Genomic DNA, 16554 nt, shown 5'->3' with positions numbered 1-16554 from the left:
AACGGCTCGCCTTGGCGAGCCGTCTTCCCTCAATTTCAACGTGCGCAGCTCGGCGCAATAACGATCAAGCAGCGTATCAGGCGAGATACTGCGCCAGCTTCGCCAGATCGACGTTGCCGCCGCTCACCACCACACCCACGCGCTTGCCCTTCACCGGCACGATGCCATTGAGCACGGCAGCCGCGGCGAGACAACCCGTCGGCTCGACCACGATCTTCATGCGCTGCGCGAAGAAACGCATGGTCTCGATCAATTGCTCGTCGCTGACCGTTTCGATCTGCGCGACCAGCTTCCGGATGATCTCGAACGTGTAGTCGCCGAGATGCGTGGAAGCAGCACCGTCGGCAATCGTGCGCGGCGTGTCGATATGCACGATCTCGCCGCGTGCGAGCGATTGCTGACCGTCGTTGCCCGCTTCGGGTTCGATACCGATGACGGTGCACGCCGGACTCAATGCCGCCGCCGACAGTGCGCTGCCGCCGATCAGTCCGCCGCCGCCGAGACAAACGAAGAGCATGTCGAGCGGGCCGGTTTCGTCGATCAACTCCTTCACTGCCGTGCCTTGCCCGGCGATCACATGCGGATGGTCGTACGGCGGAATCAGCGTCATGCCACGCTCTTCGGCGAGCCGCCGGCCGATCTCTTCGCGATTCTCGGTGTAGCGGTCGTAGCTGATCACTTCGCCGCCATAGCCCTTGGTCGCCGCGACTTTGGCGGCGGGCGCGTCGTGCGGCATGATGATCGTGGCGTGAATCCCGGCAAGACGCGCCGACAGTGCGATCGCTTGCGCGTGATTGCCCGACGAGTACGTCAGCACACCCGCTTTACGTTGCTCCGCGTCGAAGTGCGAAATCGCGTTGTAGGCGCCGCGAAACTTGAAAGCGCCCATGCGCTGAAAATTTTCGCACTTGAAGAACACCGACGCGCCCGTGCGCTCGTTGAACGTGCTCGAGGTTAGAACGGGGGTGCGATGAGCGACGCCTTCGAGACGCGCAGCGGCGTCGAGTACGTCGTCGAAAGTGGGAGCGGGAAGCGCTTGCATTGACGAAACTCTCCAGAGCGGTGGCGAAACAGCCATTCTCCCAGCTTCGACGATGCTTTGGTATGTCGCGCGGTATGCCGCAGCAGAAACACAAACGGCGTAACCCGGCGATCAAGCCGGCGTTACGCCGTCAACATCTCTGCGCGCTTCTTGCGATTAGCGGCGGTAGTAGCCGTGGCCGTAGTAACCGCGACCGTAGTAGCCGTGATGATAATAAGGACGGCCATAGCCACCGTAATACCCACCCACCACGACTGCCGGCGGCGGCGCGTAATAGCCTGGCGCATACACCACCGGCGGAGGCGGCGGAGCGTAATAGACCGGCGGCGGCGCGGCATAAACCGGATACGCGGGCGCAACCGGAATGCCAATACCGATGCCTACGGAAACGTGCGCCTCAGCAGCAGTAGCGAACCCCACGCCGAGTGCGGCGGCAACGACAAACGGAACGATCTTTTTCACTTTTATTCTCCTGGCGCGGCCCACTAAGGTCGCCGACTTCGCATGCCTTGCATGCTATGAATTCAATGTATCGAAAAAGACCGTGCATAGATGTTCGCATTTGTTGCAAATTGCAATTGGCGGCAATAGGTCGGAAAGTCCGCCGGCGCGAGGCCGCCAGGACATGTCGCGCAACAGACTGAGAACTAAGGGTTTGCCAGCGGTGAAATGCGCGTGAACCCACTGCCTTGCGGGTCTTGCGGCCCCCGGTTCTCACTTGTCAGTAATCTTTGATTACAAATTAGCTTCAATCCTGACGGCCCAAATGAAAAATGCCCGGTGCAATCGCACCGGGCATTTCTTACCCATCAGCAGACGGTATTGTCAGCCTACCTTCACATAGGCGAATTCTCGGGAGACGCTGGGCGGAACATACGCGCCACTGATGCGCACGCGTGGCGTCAGGCGCTTTTTCTGATCCCACCAGCGACGGCGCTGTGAGTGCGTCAGGAACCGCAAGTGCTTTCGGTAAGAAAAAATATTCATCGCTACCTCCCGAATCTGACTGCGAGACGAAAAACCCAGAACTGCAACTGCAAAACCGGCTCATGAAGGAAATTGTGAGCAGTTTTCGGACCCGCGGGGCGTGTGTGGCCGGATGACCGACCAGACGCGCCATATCGCGCGCGGACTGATCAGAGGAATACCCACACCGGGACACACTACTGCCGGACGGATGGGCGATACTGCTGCATTCCCGTTCAAGTATCCCGCCTGGAGCACGCAACCATGTCCCAGCCCCCTCTGCCGCGCCTCGGCTTCATCGGTGCGGGCCGGCTCGCGCGCTGTCTCGCGCTGAGCTTTTCACGCGCCGGCTATCCTGTCACGGCGGTGGCGAGCCGCTCGGCGGCCTCGGCCGGCCGGCTCGCCAGTCAAATCGAACATTGCGCCGCATTCGACGATCCACAACAGGTTGTCGACGCAGCCGATATCGTCTTTTTAGCCGTTCCCGATGACAGCATCGGTACGACAGCGCACACACTGCGATTCACGGCAGACGCGGCGACCGGCCCATGCGACAAAGCGCTCGTGCATTGCAGCGGCGCCTCGCCGGTGGAGTTGCTGGCCCCGGCGCGCGACCAGGGTGCCTCGATCGGCGGGTTTCACCCACTGTACCTCTTTAGCGGCGATCTCGCCGACCTGGAGCGGATCGCCGGCTGTTCGGTGACGATCGAGGCCGACGGCGCGCTCATGGAGGCTCTGACGGCGCTGGCCGTCGCCCTGCGCTGCCATCCGCTGTCGATTCCTGCAGGCGGCCGCATGCTGTACCACGCCGCCGCGCATTACGCCGCCAGCTTCGCGCTGTGCAGCCTCGCGGAATGCGTGGCGCTGTGGCGCACGCTGGGTTTTGCCGAAGACGACGCGCTGCGCGCGCTGCTGCCCATGCTCTCCGGCACGATCGAAACCGCTCGCGACAAGGGCCTGCCCAACGCGCTCGCCGGCCCTGTGTCGCGCGGCGATACGGGCGTGGTGGAAAAGCAGTTGGCGTTGCTGGAAGGCCTTGGCGGCGATCATGCCGCGCTGTACGGTTTGCTGACGCGGCGCGCGGTCGGACTGGCCGAACGCCGCGTCAAACCGCCCGCCGCGATCGACACGATTGCCGAGGCGGTGGAAGAATCGCTTAACCGGTCGCTGAATCAGGCCGCAGCAGGTGCAAGCGTCAAGTAAGCCGTGATAATGTGACGTCCGGCGCCGCGCGCAATCCGCCAGCGCCGCGCTTCGGGACCAACAGACGAGAACGCACAATGATCAAGGTCAGCATCCTTTATCCGTATCGGGAAAACGGCCACTTCGACGTGGACTACTACTGCGTCACGCACATGCCGCTCGCGGCCAGGCTGTTCGGGCCGTCGCTGAAAGGCTGGTCGGTCGACGTCGGCATCAATGCCGGGCCGCCGGGAACGCCGCCGCCGTATGTCGCCGCAGGCCACTTCCTGTTCGATAGCACGGACGACTTCTATAAAGTCTTCAAGTCGGCCTCGGAGCAATTGGTCGCCGACATTCCGAATTACACCGACGGCGGCAACGGTACGATTCTGATCAGCGAAATCAAGGTTTCTGTGTGATATCCCGTGGCCGGTGTGGCCTGGCGGCATGCGGTTCGCCAATTGGTCTGACTCGAGCATCTGGAAATTGAAGCACTGCGTCCCCATTTGTGACGCGTAACGCGCCCTCCTCGGGAACGGCGCAGGCAATCCAAATGAACCCGCCGGCGCACCGATCGGTCAGCGCCGGCACCCTGCGGCCGATCGACGACCGCCTTCCGAAGGATAAGGACACGAGATGTTTGGCGATATCGCCCGTTTTCTGCTCAATACCGTCTTTACGCTGTTCGGCGCCGCGCTGCTGCTGCGCGCATGGCTGCAGGTCGTGCGCATGCCGCCGTACAATCCCGTGACGAACGCCGTGCTGCAAGCCACCAACTGGATCGTGCTGCCTTTGCGGCACATTCTGCACAGCACCCGCAACATCGACTGGGCGAGTCTCGTCGCAGCGCTGATTGCGGCGATCGTTTATGTGGTGCTGATGGTGGTGCTCACGGGCGCCGATCCGCTCACGCTCGTGCCGACACTGCTGATCGTTGCCGTGCTGACCGTGATCAAGTGGGCGCTGAACCTAATCATCTGGATGACGATCCTGATGGCGCTGCTGTCGTGGCTCAATCCGCGCTCGCCGGCCATGCCGATTCTGTACCAGCTGACCGCGCCGTTCCTGAATCCGCTGCGCCGTGTGGTGCCGCAACTCGGCGGCATCGACCTCTCGCCGATCCTGCTGTTCGTGATCGTGCAGGTGCTGCTGATGGTGGTCACACGTGCGGCCGTTCAATTGACCTACTTCGTGATCTGAACGGCGCTTCGTGCGCCTTGTGGAACAAGGGTGGCGGCAGTGCGATTTGCGCTAACCGCCCCTTCCCGAGTAGAATCGTGCGCTCTGCGGGCGTCGTATAATGGTAATACCCTAGCTTCCCAAGCTAGAGCCGTGGGTTCGATTCCCATCGCCCGCTCCAGATTCTTTTCAGCCAGCCTGGCGATTAACCAGGTGGCTTCGCGAAAGGATCTGAATCTGCAGCACCTTGCCGCATTTCCCGCCCGCTACGTCCTCCCCGTCTGTCATTCGAGAAGTCGCAAAAACGCGAGATGAGCGTGCGTGGTGTCAACGCGCCATTGCGGGAGCCGCTGCTAGTTCTTCGCAGCTTTCTCGACCGCTTTGACCAGCTTGAATTCGTCTTTGTCCAGCGCGTAGTAGTACGTCCCGCCACCCGCTTCATTCCTGCTGCCGTGAACCACCAGCAGGCGGCTGTCGCGCCGGAATTCGATCGGCTCCTGCACATCCACGTCCCAGCAGCACACCGTAAAAGGCAGCCACGTGACGCGGCCAGTCTTCGCGTCGATCGCCACGCTGGACACGCAGGACGCCCCGCAGCCCCAGCTTGCCAGCACGTAATGCCCGGCGAAGTTCGGCTTCTGGCGGCTGGCTTCGCGGATACGCGTCGCGTATTCCTTGTCGTCCGCGGATACGAGCCGCACTTTCGCCGCTTTGCCCGCGAAGGTGTCGCTGACCGCGAAATCTTCAAAGCGCGGCACGCCGGCATCATCGGCTTGCGCGACGCCCATCCAGCACATGGCGGACACAAAGCCCATCAATAGAAACTTTTTCATTGCTCAATACCAGTGGTGTTTTTCCCAGAACAGCCGTGCTGATGCCGCAGTGTGATATCGCCCGAGAATATAGCGAATCCCGCCCTGACATTCTTCGACCGCATTACCGAAAGATTTTTCGCCATTCGGATTCAATTCATATTGAGGCCGCAGCAACTGATAAAGCCCGCGTGCGGACGACTTCCCATTGCGCACGTCGACCACACCGCTCGACTCCTGCGCCATGAGCCACAGTAAATCGTTGAATTGCGTGAGGGCAACGCCTTCAATGGCCATTGCCTTGCGAAGTGCATTCTGGGAAGTAGTTGGAACCGCAGTTGGATCGATAGCGACCCAATCCGTTTTGGCGGCTTTTGCCTGACGATGATTGTGTGCGTGTTTGCCCATGGTGGATTTTCGTTTTGATAATCGTTGCAACGGAATGGCTTACAGCGCGATTAAATCATACGAATGGCTGTCACGGTTATGAAAACGTAATCTTGATGTCGAATTCAGGCTCCCTCCGCATCGGCCACCGTCTGGACGCACCCTTTTCGGGTGTGCTACCTTACGCGCACTTGCAACGCCCGCTCCACCTTCCTGCTGAGCTTTCAGCGGAATCCAGCACGAGCCGCCTCCCATGAAGGCGGCTTTTTTGTAGTGGCAGCGGCCCGGCATAGCGATTCGAGCGAACCGCGCCTGCGAACTGCGGCCCATGCCGCGGCAAGCGTAAGCACAAACGCAAAAGGCGCCTTGCAACACGCCAGGCAAGCCGCCGGGCCCTCACCCTAGTAGCAGTATCGATAATGATCCACGATCCAAACGACGCCGGCCTGCCCGACGAACTCCCGCCGCCTTCAACTGAAGCAGAAGCCGAGGGCCAACCGGCCGACGCCGACGCGACTGCCGGCACCTCGCAAGACGAAGCCTTACATCGACGCCGCATCCGCAGCTTTGTCACGCGCGCTGGTCGCGTATCGACCGGCCAGCGCCGCGCGATGGACGAGCTCGGTCCGCGTTTCGTCGTGCCCTTCACGCCGCAACAACCCGACTGGAACAGCGTGTTCGGCCGCGCCGCGCCGCGTGTGTTGGAAATCGGCTTCGGAATGGGCGCGACCACCGCGGAGATCGCCTCGCACCGTCCCGCCGACGACTTCCTCGGCGTCGAAGTACACGAGCCAGGCGTCGGCGCGCTGCTGAAGCTGATGGGCGAGCAGACGCTGTCGAACATCCGCATCATTCAGCACGACGCGGTCGAAGTGCTTGAGCAGATGATCGCGCCGGACAGCCTCGACGGCGTGCATATTTTCTTTCCCGATCCTTGGCACAAGGCGCGCCACCACAAGCGCCGGCTGATCCAGCCGAAGTTCGTCGCATTGCTGGTTTCGCGTCTGAAGCCGGGCGCCTATCTGCATTGCGCGACCGACTGGCAGAACTACGCCGAGCAGATGCTCGAAGTGCTGGGCGCCGATCCTGCGCTGGAAAATACCGCTGACGGCTACGCGCCGCGTCCCGAGTATCGTCCGGTGACGAAGTTCGAGCGCCGCGGGCTACGGCTCGGGCATGGTGTGTGGGATCTGGTGTTCAGGAAGCGCGCCGCCGTATAAAACCGCACCGCAGTTGTCCTCGCCATAAGCAAAAAGGCCCGCAAACGCGGGCCTTTTCTCATGACGCGGAAAACATGCGGAGACTCAGTCCGCCCAGCTCAACGCGCCGCTGTAACCCACCAGCAGGATCAACAGTCCGAAGGCGATCCGGTACCACGCGAACACGGTGAAATCGTGCGCGGCGATGTAGCGCAGCAGCCAGCGCACGCAGGCGAACGCGCTGATGAAGGCCGCCAAGAAGCCGAGCGCGAAACTGCCAAGCGCGTCGATGGACAGCAGATGCCAGTCTTTATAGAGCTCGTAAGCCGTCGCGCCGAAGATGATCGGAATCGCGAGGAAGAAAGAAAACTCCGTAGCAACGCGCCGGTCGAGACCGAACAGCATCCCGCCGATGATCGTCGAACCCGAGCGCGACATGCCCGGGATCAACGCAAAACATTGAGCGAGGCCGACTTTCAACGCATCTAGCGGGCTCAAATCGTCGACGTTCTGAACACGTGCCGCCACGTCGCCTCGCGCACGCTGACGTGCTTCCGCCCACAGAATCACAACCCCGCCCGCCACTAACGCGAACGCGACCGGCACGGGCGAAAACAGCGCCGCCTTGATGGCCTTCTCGAACAGCAGGCCGAGCACAACCGCCGGAATCGTCGCGATGATCACATTCAGCGTAAAGCGCCTTGCGTCGGGCCGGCTGGGCAAGCCGACCACCACGCTGCCGATACGGCGCCGAAACTCCCAGCACACGGCCAGAATCGCGCCGAGCTGGATCACGACATCGAAGGTTTTCGCGTGTTCATCCGTGAAATTGAGCAGACTGCCCGCGACGATCAAATGGCCGGTACTCGACACCGGCAAAAATTCCGTCAGCCCTTCGACGACGCCCAGAATCAGCGCCTTGCAAGCCAATAGCCAGTCCATCCGTGACCCTCGTTGTTATAGATAGCCGAAACGAACAGGGGCGGCACGGTGTACGCGGCCCTGCCGGCCGCGCGCAGCGTCATTTCTCGACGATTTGCACGCGTATGCCGTTTGTAAGGATGGTGATTGTACCGGGTTCGTAATTCACCCCGGCAAATTGCAGCTGTTCAGGCTTGAAGGTGTAGATCGGATAGTTGGTCAGCAACTGCGTGGCGAGCACGGCCGCGGCGGCGTTGATCTGCTGTGTGTAGGCCTGGGCCTGACCGCTCACGCTGACGTTGTCGACGCTCGGCGACTTCAGCACGACCGATTTGCTGGCGGCGTCGTAAGCCAACTCGCTCGACAGTGTGAATACGCCGTCCACCGGTTGCGGCATGAATGGGCTCGCGAGCCGGGCGTCGAGCTTCACCGAGACGCGGTTCGCGTCCGGCAGGAAGCCGACCACCGGGTTGGTTAGCGCGACGTCGAACACTTGCGAAACCGTCCGCTGATACGGGAATTTGCGCTGCACCGCATCCTGCACCTGCTGCTGCGAGAACGTGTAATGCGAGGGGATGAACGGGAAAGTCAATGTCGCGCAGGCCGCCAGCGACACGGTGATGCCAAGCGCGGTGCAGCCTGTCAGCGCGGCAAGCAGGAAGCGGCGCCGGGTCGGCGCAGCGGGTCGAGTCATGCGAAATCTCCTGTGGAAGCCTTCTCGAGCATGCGGTTGCGTTGGGTTGTTTGTTCGGATGGGTGACGTGACGGAATCGTTCCCGCGCGCTATTGGCGTACCGCCAGTTGCGGTTGAGTCTGCGTTTCAAGCTGGGTGAGCCAAGCGAGCGCCTCGCTGCGGCTCGTGCCGCACATCTCCGTCTGCGGTTGCAGACCGGAACAGCACGCCGGCCGCTCCGGCTGACCGAAGATCGCGCAGCGCAGATCATCGCCGAGTTGCACGCAGCGCACGCCCGCCGGTTTGCCATTCGGCATGCCGGGGATCGGGCTCGAAATCGACGGCGCGATACAGCACGCGCCGCAATCGGGGCGGCACGCATGACCGGCCACATGGAACGGGGACTCGCGCTTCACAACGCTGTTCGGCACATCACTCACGACATTTTTCCTGAACTCGAAAACAGGCAATACAACATACAACGCAGCGCCAGACCCGCATTGTGCCATCGCATCTCGTGCGACCTTTTTACACAATTACGCGAAGGGTCGCTCACGTAAACTTGCTGGATACGAAAGGCCACGCTCAAGAGGCGTTTGCGCTGTTCGAACCGGTCCCGAGAATCCTCCGGCTCGTGCCTCTTCAAGGGTGGCCGTCAAACCCGAGCGCCCCATGACCACCGCCAACACGCTATTCCGCCCCGACCTGCTCACCAAATACAGCGCGAACGGTCCACGGTATACGTCCTATCCAACGGCCTTGCAGTTCCGCGACGATTTCGATCCCGCCGACTATCTGCGCGCCGCGGCGGACCCAGGCTCCTCTGCCACCGATCTCTCGCTGTACTTCCACATCCCCTTTTGCGACACCGTGTGCTTCTACTGTGGTTGCAACAAGGTCGCCACAAAGAACCGCGCGCACGCGCGTCCCTATGTCGAGCATCTGAAGCGTGAAATGGCTTTGCAGGCCACGTGTTTCGACACGCGACGCCCCGTTTCGCAATTGCACTGGGGCGGCGGCACGCCCACGTTCCTGTCGCACGATGAAATGGCGGAACTCATGGCCGCAGCGCGCGAGCACTTCACGTTGCTGCCCGATACTGAAGGCGAGTATTCGATCGAAGTCGATCCGCGCGAAGCGTCGCCCGAGACCATTGCGCATTTGCGCACACTCGGCTTCAACCGGCTCAGTCTCGGTGTACAGGATTTCGATCCGGTGGTGCAGCAGGCGATCAATCGCATTCAGCCGCTCGAGATGACTGCGTCGGTGATGCAAGCCGCGCGTGATACGAGCTACCACTCGATCGGCGTCGATCTGATTTACGGACTGCCGCATCAAACGGTCGATAGCTTCAGCCGCACACTCGACACGATGATCGCACTCGCACCCGATCGTCTTTCGGTGTTCGCGTATGCGCACATGCCACAGCTATTCAAGATGCAACGGCAGATGGATGAGGCCACGCTACCCTCACCTGCCGTGCGCCTTGCGATCCTGCAAAGGGTGGTCGAGCGTCTGACCGACGCGGGCTACGTCTACATCGGCATGGATCACTTCGCGCTGCCCACCGACGAACTCGCGCGCACACAAGCGCAGCGCACGTTGCATCGGAATTTCCAGGGGTACAGCACGCGAGCGGAATGCGATCTGATCGGCTTCGGCGCGTCGTCGATCGGTAAAGTCGGCGACGTGTACGCGCAGAACATCAAGGACCTGCCGGGCTACGCCGCGGCAATCGATGCGGGCAAGCTCGCGATCACACGCGGCGTGCGCCTCACTGCGGACGACCGTCTGCGTCGCGATGTGATCACGCAATTGATGTGCAATCTGGAACTGCGCTTCGACGAATTCGAAGCCGCGTACGGCATCCGCTTTGCCGACACGTTCGAACCGGAACTGGAGCGCTTGCGAGGCTTCGAGCAGGACGGGCTGCTGTCGGTAAGCAACAGCAAGCTCGAGGTGCAAATTGCCGGACGCATGCTCGTGCGCAACATCGCGATGGTGTTCGACCGCTATCTCGGTCAGCAGGCGCTCGAACGATTTTCACGCACGGTTTGACGGCTGGGTATGCGAAGAAAGCGACCGGCTTGCCCGTCGTCGAATTTTCCGCCATAATCTGCGTCTTCGCCGCGAGCCATACTCTGGCGCGTGCGCTGCAAGACCTGCCCAGGTGGTGAAATTGGTAGACGCAGGGGACTCAAAATCCCCCGCCGCAAGGCGTGCCGGTTCGATTCCGGCCCTGGGCACCAAAAGAAATTCCAGCAGTACCGTATAAAGATCAGAAAACCCCGCCCAGTCATGCTGCGCGGGGTTTTTTGTTGTCTTCTGCAAAGCGGCTAAAGCGCACTACTGAAGATGGTCAGCCGGACATTTATTCGAGCTCACTCGATGACCGACCATGAGGCCGGCGTCGTAGGCCGCTTCCAGCGCTCGCGCGAGACTATCGACACGCACGATGCGTAAATCGGCGCTCGGCTTGCCGCTCAGTTCGAACGTCGCGATGCCGAGCGTTTCATGCGCGATCGACAGCAACAATTCCAGACGTGCGTCGTGTTCGATGGTGGTGTTCATATTCGGCTCCTGACGTGCGACATTGCACTTATCAGCTTAGGCAATAATTGCTTAAGCAATATGTGACGTTCGGCCGCATATTGAAGCTCTTCTCGATATTGGGCGGTCCGACGCCAACAGCGCCGGTGCCCACTCCCCGCCTTACCGCCCTGCCACCTGTGCGCCGCCATGCGTCGCTGCACGCCGGCACTTGAACACGTAGCCAAGCCACATCACGACCAGCCACGCGGGCACGAGCCATACCGAAACCGACAGGCCCGGCGTCATTGCCAGAATCACGAGGATCAGCGCCATGAAAGCGAGGCAGATCCAGTTGCTGACTGGGAACCAGAACGACTTGAACACGAGCGTCTCGCCCGCCGCCACCATCGCCTTGCGCGACTTCAGATGCGTCAGGCTGATCAGCGCCCAGTTCAACACCAGCGCGGCCACCACCAGCGCCATCAGCAGGCCAAGCGCTTCGGCCGGAATCAGATAGTTGATGATCACGCAGGTGAACGTGGCGAGCGCCGACAAACCAATTGCCATATACGGCACGCCGCGCCGGTCGACCTTCATCAGCGCGCGCGGTGCGTTGCCCTGTTCCGCAAGACCGTAGAGCATGCGGCTATTCGCATAGACGCCGCTGTTGTAGACCGAGAGCGCTGCGGTCAGCACCACCACGTTGAGGATGTTCGCGGTCAGTGTCGAGCCGATCTGCGAGAAGATCATCACGAACGGGCTGCCGCCGGCCGCCACCTGATTCCACGGATACAACGAAAGCAGCACCGCCAGCGAGCAGATGTAGAAAATCAGAATCCGGTAGATCACCTGATTCACGGCCTTCGGAATGCTCTTTTGCGGATCGGCCGCTTCAGCAGCCGTAATGCCGATCAACTCGAGGCCGCCGAACGAAAACATGATGACCGCGAGCATCATGAACAGGCCATGAAAACCGTGCGGGAAAAAGCCGCCGTCGGCCCAGAGATTGGTGATCGACGCTTGCGGACCACCATGGCCGCTGATCAGCAGATAGCCGCCGAACAGGATCATGCCGATCACCGCCACCACCTTGATGATCGCAAACCAGAATTCGGTTTCGCCGTATGCTTTGACGTTGGCGAGATTGATTGCGTTGATGACGGCGAAGCACACCAGCGCCGATACCCAAGTAGGCACGCCCGGCCACCAGTAGTGCACGTAGGTGCCAACAGCGGTCAGCTCGGCCATGCTCACGAGCACGTACAGCACCCAGTAGTTCCAGCCGGACAGAAAGCCGGGGAAATCACCCCAATACTTGTACGCGAAGTGGCTGAACGAACCGGCAACCGGTTCCTGCGCGACCATTTCGCCGAGTTGGCGCATGATCATGAACGCGATGATGCCGCCGATCGCGTAGCCGAGAATCATCGACGGGCCGGCGGCCTTCAACACGCTGGCGGAGCCGAGAAACAGGCCCGTGCCGATCGCCCCGCCCAGCGCGATCAGCTGGATGTGACGATTCTTAAGCCCGCGCTTCAGGCCGTCTTGCTGCTGTGCACTATTCAAAATTGCGCCCCAGTGTATGGATATCGATCGCCCGATCAGACTTATGGTCTGCCCCGGCAGAACCTGAAATTTTACCGCGGCCGATATTACCTAAATAGTGGGAGCAACCCGCGCTTGGTTCTGCGCCGCACTTAACGGCGAGGATAGTGATTGTCACTGGCGTGGGGCTTCTGTATGTTGCCCTAGTCGAGGTTTTTGCCTTCGGAGATTCAACATGTCGCCCAAACGTTTGCTTTGCGCCGCTGCTTTGTGTCTCAGCTTCGCTGCGGCGGGTGCCCTCGCGCAAACCGCGGCGCCCACGGCAGAACCCGCCGCCGAGCCGGCCGACATGCCGGGCATGGAATCGAGCGCACCGGAAGCACCGGAGCCGCCCGCGGCGCCGGCCGCAATGCCTGCGACTCCCGCCGCCGTCCCCACGCCTGCCGCTCCAAAAGCGACCGCCGCCAAAGCACCCGCAGCACCGATGACCGGCCCCGTGCGCAACGTCGTGCTGGTTCATGGCGCGTTCGTCGACGGGTCGAGCTGGAACGGTGTCGTCGCGAAATTGCAGCAGAAGGGTTATCACGTGAGTTCGGTGCAGAACCCGCTCACGTCGCTGGCCGACGATGTCGCCGCCACCCGCCGTGTTCTCGCGCGCCAGGATGGCCCGACCATCCTCGTAGGACATTCATGGGGCGGTGTCGTGATCACCGAAGCGGGTGCGAACGCGCCGAACGTCGCCGGTCTCGTCTATGTGGCGGCGATTGCACCGGACCTGCACGAATCGACAATGGACCTGATGAAACGCGCGGCGCCGGCGCCAGCGGGTCAAGCCATCACCGCGGATTCCACAGGCTTTCTTTGGCTTGACCGCAGCAAATACCACGCCGACTTCGCCGCCGACGTGCCCGAGAATCTGACGCGCGTGCTCTCCGCCGCGCAACAGCCGATCTCCGCCCGTGCCTTCAGCGAAACGGTCAGCCAGGTGGCGTGGAGAGAAAAGCCTTCGTGGTACATCGTGACGACGAGGGATCGCGCGATATCGCCTGAAGTCGAACAGTTCATGGCCAACCGGATGGGTGCGAAGATCGTGCCGATCTCATCGAGCCATCTCGTGCCGGTGTCGCATGCTGGCGCGGTTGCGGATGTGATCGATCGGGCAGCGCGGGAGCTGAGCCGGCAACAGTAGGCTGTCGCCGGTCACGCCATCCGTCACACGGCTCAGCGCAGCATGAACGACATCGCCGACAGGCAGTTCAGCATGCGCACCGCATGTTCGGCAGACTCCGCACTAAAACGCAACGTGACGGCGTCGACGCGTGTGAGCGTCGGCCATTGGCAGAACAGATCGGCAAGTGCAGTAGTTTGCACGCGCAACTCGCATTCGACGGGCTTCGCGGCAGCGCGCGTGGCTTGCGGCGCATGACCCTTGTCGATGTAGTGCCGCACCACTTCGCGCGCGGCAATTTCGATCGCGTCGCGAGCGCTTGCCGGTGTTTGCGTGACGCCGCTCGCATGCCCCGTTGCGCTCTTGGTGACCACGAAATGCGCGCCGGGAAAGCGCGGCGCGGTTTCCTCGGCGAATACATCGTCGCCGGATAAAAGCGCTACCTGTGCACCATATTCTTCCGCCAGCGCTCCATACAACCCTGCCTCGCCGACTTCGACGCCGTTTAGCGAAACACGCGCGAACGCGAAGCTGTTGATCGTGTGCGCGAGGATGCCGTGCGTTTGCGACCTCGCGTGGTAGCCGATCATGAACACCAGCGCCGCGCCGTATTCAAGGCCAGCCATCATGCCAAGCGTGCGTGGTTTGCCGAGCACGATCTGGGCACGCGCATCGAGCAGATCGGGCAGCAGGTTGCGAAAGCCGCCATGCGAATCGTTGACCCACACGTGCGTCGCGCCACCCGCGAACGCGCCTTCGATCGCCGCGTTGGCTTCGAGCGTCATCCAGCGGCGCGCGGCTTCGTATTCGCCGTTGCCCGCGCGCGTTTGTTCAGGATGGAACACGCCAGCCACGCCTTCGATGTCGACGGAAATCAGGACTTTCATCAGGAAGATTGCTTGAGAAGTTGAGCGAGGTCGGGGGCGGCGTCGTGCAGCGACAGGCGACGATGGCCGTCGCGGCCCGTCACCGACGTGGCGCTCCATAGCGCATCGACGATCGCTTGCTCGACGCTGTCCGCGCAGGCACGGAATAGGGGATCGAGGCGTGCGTCGGCGAGCATGGGCGGCAAGGCAACGAAGTCGGATTCGTGCGGCACGGTGTAGGCCGTCGAAAACGCCAACGCGATGTCGCCGCTGCCGTGGCCGTACACCGAACCGGTTCGTGCGAGACCGGCCGCGGCGCGCAATGACAGGCGTTTGAGTTGACGAGCGTCGAGCGGCGCGTCGGTGGCGACGATCATGATGATCGAGCCTTGTTCGGGTTTTGAGTGTGGCGCTGATGTCGCTGAGGCCGCTGAGTTCACCGAGGTCTCTGCGCTCGCCGAAGTTGCTAAGGTCGCCGCGCCAGCGGCGACAGCTTTGGCTGCGCGTTCGGCGAGCACGCGACCGAGCGGCGTGCCGTCGATCGTCAGCATCGGCAGGCGACCAAAGTTCGCCAGCACCAGCGCGCCGACCGTATAAGTCTGCCCTGCTACGTCAACAACACGCGACGCATTGCCGATACCACCCTTCAGATCGAAGCAGGACATACCGCGGCCTGCGCCAACCGAACCGCTCGCAACGTCGACGCTTGCAGCCTCATACGCGTCGCTGTAATGCCGTTCGCTTACCGCTAAAGCCTGAATATCGTTCAGGTACCCATCATTACATTCGAACACCAGCGGATTGACCGTCGACCATTCGCGTCCGATTTTCGGATTGCCTTGAATAGCCGCACGAATCTGCGCTTGTGCGACAGCAGCGACGCCAAAGGTATTGGTCAGCGCAATGGGCGTCTCCAGCACGCCGAGCTCCTCAACCTGCACGAGCCCAATGCTCTTTCCAAACCCGTTGATCACCGACGCCGCAGCAGGCACCTTGCTCGCAAAAGGATCGCCACAATGCGGACGAATCACAGTCACGCCGGTTTGCACAACGCCTTCATCCAGCGTGCAATGTCCGACCGTCACGCCTTCTACGTCGGCAATCGTTCCACGTGGGCCACTCGGTAACACGCCGATATGCGGCGCGTTCTCATCGGCAGTTTCGGTAAAACTCATGGCCGGTCGAGCTTCGGGTCGAGCGCATCGCGCAAACCGTCGCCGAGCAGATTGAATGCCAGCACAGTGAGGAAAATCGCCAGACTCGGGAACAGCGCGATATGCGGCGCCGTAACCATATCCGCGCGCGCTTCGTTGAGCATCGCGCCCCACTCCGGCATTGGCGGTTGCGCGCCGAGTCCGAGAAACGACAGGCTCGCCGCCGTGATTATCGACGTACCGATCCGCATCGTGAAGTACACCACGATCGACGAAATCGTCCCCGGCAGAATATGCCGCACGATGATGGTCCAGTCCGATGCGCCGATGCTGCGCGCCGCTTCGATATAGGTGAGTTGTTTAAGCATCAGCGTATTGCCGCGCACGAGCCGCGCAAATGCCGGGATGCTGAAGATCGCCACCGCGCAAATCACATTGATCATGCCGTTGCCGAGAATCGCGACCACACCGATCGCCAGCAGAATGCCGGGGAAGGCAAACAGCACATCGGCGACACGCATGGTGATGCGGTCCCACCAGCCTTCGTAGTAACCGGCCAGCAAACCGAAGAACGTACCGATCACCGCGCCGATCGCCACCGACAGAAAACCGGCCTCGAGCGAAATACGCGAACCCGCCAGAATGCGGCTGAAAATATCGCGGCCCAGCGAATCGACGCCGAACCAGTGCGCCGCCGATGGCCCCGCGTTCAACGCGTCGTAGTCGAAGAAATTTTCCGGATCGTACGGCACGATATGCGGCGCGAGAATCGCAACCGCAACCAGCAGCAGCACGAAAATGCCGGCGCCCAGCGCCACATGCTGCTTACGGAATTTGCGCCAGAATTCACTCCACGGTGTGCGGATCGCGTTTTCTACGAGAGCGGCCTTGGCCGCATTCGCCTCGGTGGCTGAGATGCTCATGCGGG

The 16554-nt window shown here is 61.6% G+C and carries 18 protein-coding genes and 2 tRNA genes; 8 read left to right on the top strand and 12 right to left on the bottom strand.

Features of this window, described 5'->3' with window-relative positions; genetic code table 11:
• Positions 1-76: 76 nt before the first annotated feature.
• Complete coding sequence (locus tag M0D66_RS05660; protein ID WP_266209307.1) at positions 77-1042, bottom strand: threo-3-hydroxy-L-aspartate ammonia-lyase; 966 nt, start codon at positions 1040-1042, stop codon at positions 77-79.
• 156 nt (positions 1043-1198) lie between these two features.
• A complete protein-coding gene (locus M0D66_RS05655; RefSeq protein ID WP_054037347.1) occupies positions 1199-1504 on the bottom strand; it encodes a hypothetical protein in 306 nt (101 codons plus the stop codon).
• Between the two features lie 768 nt (positions 1505-2272).
• Between M0D66_RS05655 and M0D66_RS05650 the strand changes: the two genes are divergently transcribed.
• From M0D66_RS05650 to M0D66_RS05635, 4 genes are all read left to right on the top strand, one after another.
• Positions 2273-3211: a Rossmann-like and DUF2520 domain-containing protein gene (locus M0D66_RS05650; RefSeq protein ID WP_211702074.1), complete on the top strand. Its 939-nt coding sequence runs from the start codon at positions 2273-2275 to the stop codon at positions 3209-3211.
• 77 nt (positions 3212-3288) lie between these two features.
• Positions 3289-3609, top strand: a complete 321-nt coding sequence (locus M0D66_RS05645) for an EthD family reductase (protein WP_211702071.1) — start codon at positions 3289-3291, stop codon at positions 3607-3609.
• Between the two features lie 217 nt (positions 3610-3826).
• A complete protein-coding gene (locus M0D66_RS05640; protein ID WP_093638987.1) occupies positions 3827-4390 on the top strand; it encodes a YggT family protein in 564 nt (187 codons plus the stop codon).
• 86 nt (positions 4391-4476) lie between these two features.
• A tRNA-Gly gene (locus M0D66_RS05635) sits at positions 4477-4550 on the top strand.
• Between the two features lie 172 nt (positions 4551-4722).
• Here M0D66_RS05635 and M0D66_RS05630 read toward each other — a convergent pair.
• Both M0D66_RS05630 and M0D66_RS05625 read right to left on the bottom strand, forming a co-directional pair.
• Entirely contained in the window at positions 4723-5202 is a 480-nt protein-coding gene (locus M0D66_RS05630) for a hypothetical protein (RefSeq protein WP_266209304.1), read from the bottom strand.
• Positions 5203-5205: 3 nt separating this feature from the next.
• The gene (locus M0D66_RS05625; protein WP_200618067.1) at positions 5206-5589 is read right to left on the bottom strand and encodes a hypothetical protein; all 384 of its coding nucleotides are present in this window, start codon (positions 5587-5589) and stop codon (positions 5206-5208) included.
• 398 nt (positions 5590-5987) lie between these two features.
• Between M0D66_RS05625 and trmB the strand changes: the two genes are divergently transcribed.
• Entirely contained in the window at positions 5988-6788 is an 801-nt protein-coding gene (gene trmB / locus M0D66_RS05620; protein ID WP_266209302.1) for a tRNA (guanosine(46)-N7)-methyltransferase TrmB, read from the top strand.
• Between the two features lie 84 nt (positions 6789-6872).
• Here the strand turns inward: trmB and M0D66_RS05615 are convergent, their stop codons facing one another.
• The 3 genes from M0D66_RS05615 to M0D66_RS05605 all read right to left on the bottom strand — a co-directional run bounded on the left by M0D66_RS05615 (position 6873) and on the right by M0D66_RS05605 (position 8801).
• Complete coding sequence (locus tag M0D66_RS05615) at positions 6873-7709, bottom strand: undecaprenyl-diphosphate phosphatase (RefSeq protein ID WP_266209301.1); 837 nt, start codon at positions 7707-7709, stop codon at positions 6873-6875.
• Positions 7710-7788: 79 nt separating this feature from the next.
• Positions 7789-8382, bottom strand: a complete 594-nt coding sequence (locus M0D66_RS05610) for a DUF1439 domain-containing protein (protein ID WP_266209300.1) — start codon at positions 8380-8382, stop codon at positions 7789-7791.
• 89 nt (positions 8383-8471) lie between these two features.
• Complete coding sequence (locus tag M0D66_RS05605) at positions 8472-8801, bottom strand: YkgJ family cysteine cluster protein (protein ID WP_200618061.1); 330 nt, start codon at positions 8799-8801, stop codon at positions 8472-8474.
• 232 nt (positions 8802-9033) lie between these two features.
• Here M0D66_RS05605 and hemN point away from each other — a divergent pair, with 232 nt between their 5' ends.
• On the top strand, positions 9034-10419 hold the full coding sequence (gene hemN / locus M0D66_RS05600; protein ID WP_266209299.1) for an oxygen-independent coproporphyrinogen III oxidase: 1386 nt from the start codon (positions 9034-9036) through the stop codon (positions 10417-10419).
• 106 nt (positions 10420-10525) lie between these two features.
• Positions 10526-10610, top strand: a tRNA-Leu gene (locus tag M0D66_RS05595).
• Positions 10611-10707: 97 nt separating this feature from the next.
• Here the strand turns inward: M0D66_RS05595 and M0D66_RS05590 are convergent.
• Positions 10708-10932, bottom strand: coding sequence for a hypothetical protein (locus M0D66_RS05590; protein ID WP_093638969.1), 225 nt, complete (start codon positions 10930-10932; stop codon positions 10708-10710).
• A 141-nt stretch (positions 10933-11073) separates the two neighbouring features.
• Positions 11074-12459, bottom strand: coding sequence for an amino acid permease (locus M0D66_RS05585; RefSeq protein WP_211702057.1), 1386 nt, complete (start codon positions 12457-12459; stop codon positions 11074-11076).
• A 214-nt stretch (positions 12460-12673) separates the two neighbouring features.
• On the opposite strand from M0D66_RS05585, the gene M0D66_RS05580 reads away from it, so the two are divergent.
• Complete coding sequence (locus M0D66_RS05580) at positions 12674-13627, top strand: alpha/beta fold hydrolase (protein ID WP_266209297.1); 954 nt, start codon at positions 12674-12676, stop codon at positions 13625-13627.
• A 32-nt stretch (positions 13628-13659) separates the two neighbouring features.
• Here M0D66_RS05580 and M0D66_RS05575 read toward each other — a convergent pair whose 3' ends face one another.
• The 3 genes from M0D66_RS05575 to gsiD are packed head-to-tail and all read right to left on the bottom strand — an operon-like array spanning position 13660 to position 16549.
• Entirely contained in the window at positions 13660-14493 is an 834-nt protein-coding gene (locus M0D66_RS05575) for a M55 family metallopeptidase (RefSeq protein WP_256455474.1), read from the bottom strand.
• On the bottom strand, positions 14493-15647 hold the full coding sequence (locus M0D66_RS05570; RefSeq protein WP_266209296.1) for a P1 family peptidase: 1155 nt from the start codon (positions 15645-15647) through the stop codon (positions 14493-14495). Before M0D66_RS05570 ends, M0D66_RS05575 begins: the two co-directional genes overlap by 1 nt.
• Entirely contained in the window at positions 15644-16549 is a 906-nt protein-coding gene (gene gsiD, locus M0D66_RS05565) for a glutathione ABC transporter permease GsiD (protein ID WP_054037373.1), read from the bottom strand. Before gsiD ends, M0D66_RS05570 begins: the two co-directional genes overlap by 4 nt.
• Positions 16550-16554 lie beyond the last annotated feature (5 nt).

The sequence above is a fragment of the Paraburkholderia sp. SECH2 genome, assembly GCF_030464795.1.
GTDB lineage: Bacteria > Pseudomonadota > Gammaproteobacteria > Burkholderiales > Burkholderiaceae > Paraburkholderia > Paraburkholderia aspalathi.
This window is presented reverse-complemented; position numbering and strand designations above follow the sequence as displayed.